The organism is Paracoccus nototheniae, assembly GCF_004335005.1.
GTDB lineage: Bacteria > Pseudomonadota > Alphaproteobacteria > Rhodobacterales > Rhodobacteraceae > Paracoccus > Paracoccus nototheniae.
Genome location: NZ_RQRT01000148.1, coordinates 1 through 3,219 on the forward strand (window position 1 = coordinate 1; position 3,219 = coordinate 3,219).

General features: G+C 67.9%; 4 protein-coding genes. 3 read left to right on the forward strand and 1 reads right to left on the reverse strand.

From position 1 onward, the window contains the following. Positions 1-296: 296 nt before the first annotated feature. The gene (locus EG885_RS22095; RefSeq protein ID WP_131578984.1) at positions 297-725 is read left to right on the forward strand and encodes a GlcG/HbpS family heme-binding protein; all 429 of its coding nucleotides are present in this window, start codon (positions 297-299) and stop codon (positions 723-725) included. A gap of 372 nt (positions 726-1,097) precedes the next feature. Here EG885_RS22095 and EG885_RS22100 read toward each other — a convergent pair whose 3' ends face one another. Then, positions 1,098-1,778: a GntR family transcriptional regulator gene (locus EG885_RS22100; protein WP_131578987.1), complete on the reverse strand. Its 681-nt coding sequence runs from the start codon at positions 1,776-1,778 to the stop codon at positions 1,098-1,100. A 192-nt stretch (positions 1,779-1,970) separates the two neighbouring features. On the opposite strand from EG885_RS22100, the gene EG885_RS22105 reads away from it, so the two are divergent. Then, the gene (locus EG885_RS22105) at positions 1,971-2,981 is read left to right on the forward strand and encodes a sugar phosphate isomerase/epimerase family protein (protein ID WP_242679802.1); all 1,011 of its coding nucleotides are present in this window, start codon (positions 1,971-1,973) and stop codon (positions 2,979-2,981) included. After that, positions 2,965-3,219, forward strand: a 255-nt coding sequence (locus EG885_RS22110; protein ID WP_207392390.1) for a dihydroxyacetone kinase subunit DhaK, incomplete at its 3' end; no start/stop codon positions are given. The genes EG885_RS22105 and EG885_RS22110, both read left to right, overlap by 17 nt.

Below are 3,219 nucleotides of genomic sequence, written 5' to 3' on the forward strand. Positions count from 1 at the left end.
AGCGTCTTCGAAGCCATCACCATGGCCATCGCATCAACCGGAAATCCCAAAACCCCCGTCCATCTCGACACCCCCGCAACACCCGAACGCGTGCTCATGGCCGTCGAGGAAAGGCGGTGATCAGGGTGCGCCATCGGACGGCCTGATCCGTACCCCGCCGATCCGCGCGCTGACGCCGCAGGGCCTGCGCCCGGCGTTGCATATCGCGGCGATCGATGATCCACCCCCGACCTTATCTGCGGTCCCGACGCGTGCCGCGTCCCGACCCCGCTTGTGCCACCCAAAAGGAAATCCCCATGCAGACCCTGACCCGCCTTGATCTTGACGATGCCCGCATCCTGATGGCGGGGGCCGAGGCGCATGCGCATCAGATCGGCGTGCCGATGTGCATCGCCATCACCGACGACAGCGGTCAGCTGATCGCCTTTCAACGGATGGAGGGGGGCAAGGTCACCTCGACCACCATTGCCATCGACAAGGCCTTTACGGCGGCGGCGGCGAAAAAGGCGACGCATGAATACGGCGCCATCAGCCAGCCGGGGGCGCCCGCCTATGGCATCGCCTCGGCCATCGGGGGGCGGCTGATGGTCGTGGGCGGCGGCCTGCCGGTCCTGTGGCAGGGGCAGGTCGTGGGTGGGATCGGTGTGTCGTCCGGATCGCCCGCGCAGGATCAGGCGGTCGCACAGGCCGGGATCGATCACTGGCTGGCACTGCAGGCCGGATAAGCGGCACGAAGGCGCTTTGCGAGGCGACCCATGGCCGATCGGCGCGCCAGCGGCGTTTCCGGTCACGGCGCCCTGAAAGGGTCGCGGCGCATGGACACGGTCATCGCCGGGATGCCGGGCGGGGCCATTCCGGTGTGCCGGGATAGGGGCAGGCGGGTCTGGGGGTAGCAACACGACTGTCCGCCAGCCCCGACCGATCAGCCAAGCTGGGCGCAGCCAAGGGGTGGTCCGGCCCCGACCCAGTTCGGTTCCGTCACGGCGGGGCGGATGCGCAGCCCGGCCCCCCATCAAGGCCCGCCCGGCCGGACGCCGCGATGACGCCGATCGTCAGGCCCGATCCCGGCTGATCGCAGGATCGTCCGCTGCGGGGGCCTAAAGGTCGCCCTGCACCCGTTCCCATGCCAGACGCAGATGGCGGCCCAGAATTTCGGACAGCCGGTCGGGGGCGCGTTGTTCCAGCGCGGCGATCATCTCTTCATGTTCGGCGACGGCGCTGGCCCATTTCTCGGGGCCCTCATGACCGATGAAGCGAACGCGCTTCAGCCGGGTCTGCAACCGGGCATGGACATCCGACAGCGCCTCGTTCCCGGCCAGCGCGACGATGGCGGTGTGGATCGCCTGATTGAGCTTGTAATAGGCCAGCCGGTCGCGCTGCGCATAATGGGCCAGCATCTGATCATGCAGCGCCCGGACCTGCGCGATGCCCGCGTCCGGGGCATGGCTGCAGGCCAGCGCGCCCGCCTGCTGTTCCAGCATCCGCACGACCTCCAGCATGTCGCGGACCTCTTTGGCGCCGAACTTGCGGACCACGGCGCCCCGGCTTGGCACCAGCTCGACCAGACCTTCGCTGGCCAGATACTTGATCGCCTCGCGCAGCGGCGTGCGGGACACGCCCAGCTGCAGGCCGATCTGACCTTCGTTCAGGCGGGCGCCGGGGGGCAGGTGGCCTTCGATGATCATGTCGCGCAGGCGGTTCAGGATCGCCTCGTGCAGGGGCAGACGCTCGATGCGGGCATCGGGATCGGCCGGGCCGGACAGGTCGGTCTGTGTCATCCTTCGCGCTCCCTTTTCCGCCGCTTCTTCTGGCTAAAGGCCGCGCGGGGGCAAGTCAATGCTGCGCTTTGTGCTCTGTATACAGAATTATTGATACGTGGATTGTGCTGTGCTAGCACCAAGACAACAGGCGATGACATGATTCGGGGAGGGATCGATGTGCAGGCAACCGCAAATGCCCAAGGTGGCGCCGTGACCGAAGATCGGCCGACCGCGCACCGGCCAGACCCACGCCGGACGGACCCACACCGGACGGGCCCCCGCTGGACGGCGGATCGCTGGCCGATCGCCTGCGCGATGATCCCCTTTCCGGGACAGCGGCCCGACGGAACCGTGCTGCAGGATGCGGGCGCGACGCTCTGGGCGCAGGATCTGGCGCAGGTCGCGGCCAGCGGCTTTGACGCCGTCGACCCGACCGATTCATGGCTGCGCATCGCCGATCTGACGCCCGCGCGCCGGGCAGAGTTCATGGGGCTGTGCGACGGGCTGGGGCTGTCGGTGCCCGCTTTGTCCACTTCGCGGCGCAGCGTGATCGACCCGGTCCATGGCGATGCGCATCTGGCCTATTCGCACCGGGTCATCGATTGCGCGGCAGAACTGGGCATCGGCCATGTCAGCTTTGGCCTGTTCGGCCCGCTGACCGCGGCCCAGCAAAAGGCGCTGTGGTTCTGGACCGAGGCGGGCGTGCCCAATCCCGACGATGCCGAGACCCGCGACCGCGCCGTGACCCGGATCCGCGATCTGGCCCGCCATGCCGAGACCTGCGGCGTCGCCATCGCGCTGGAGATGTACGAGGACACCTATCTGGGCACCGCGCCCGAGGCCGTGCGCTTTGTGACTGATGTGGACCACCCTTCGGTCCGGCTGAACATCGACATCGGCAACCTGATCCGCCTGCATCGTCCCGTCGCCCCCTGGGCCGAGATGATCGAGATCTGCGCACCCCATGCGGGATACTGGCACGTCAAGAACTATACCCGGATCGAGGATCCCTCGGGCCTTGTCATGACCCATCCCGCGCCGCTGCTGGGCGGCACGATCAACTGGCGCGCGGCGATCGAACGGGCGCTGGATCTGGACTTTGCCAGCCCGTTTCTGGTCGAACATTATGGCGGCGACGGCCTGTCCGTCTGCGCGCAGAACCGGGATTACCTCCGGCAGATCCTGACGTTGAAAGAGGCCCGCGATGACATCCGTCCTTGATCGCCCCGAAGATTTCGCAGCCAGCGCCCTTTCGGGGTTCTGCGCGGCCCATGCCGACCGGGTGCTGGCCGTCCCCCATGGCGCGATCCGTGCAGGCGCAGGCGCTGTGGGCAAGGTCGCGCTGGTGATCGGCGGCGGCTCGGGGCATTACCCGGCCTTTCTGGGCTATGTCGGTACCGGGATGGCGGATGCGGCGGTGGCGGGGGATGTCTTCGCCTCGCCCTCGACCAGCGCGGTG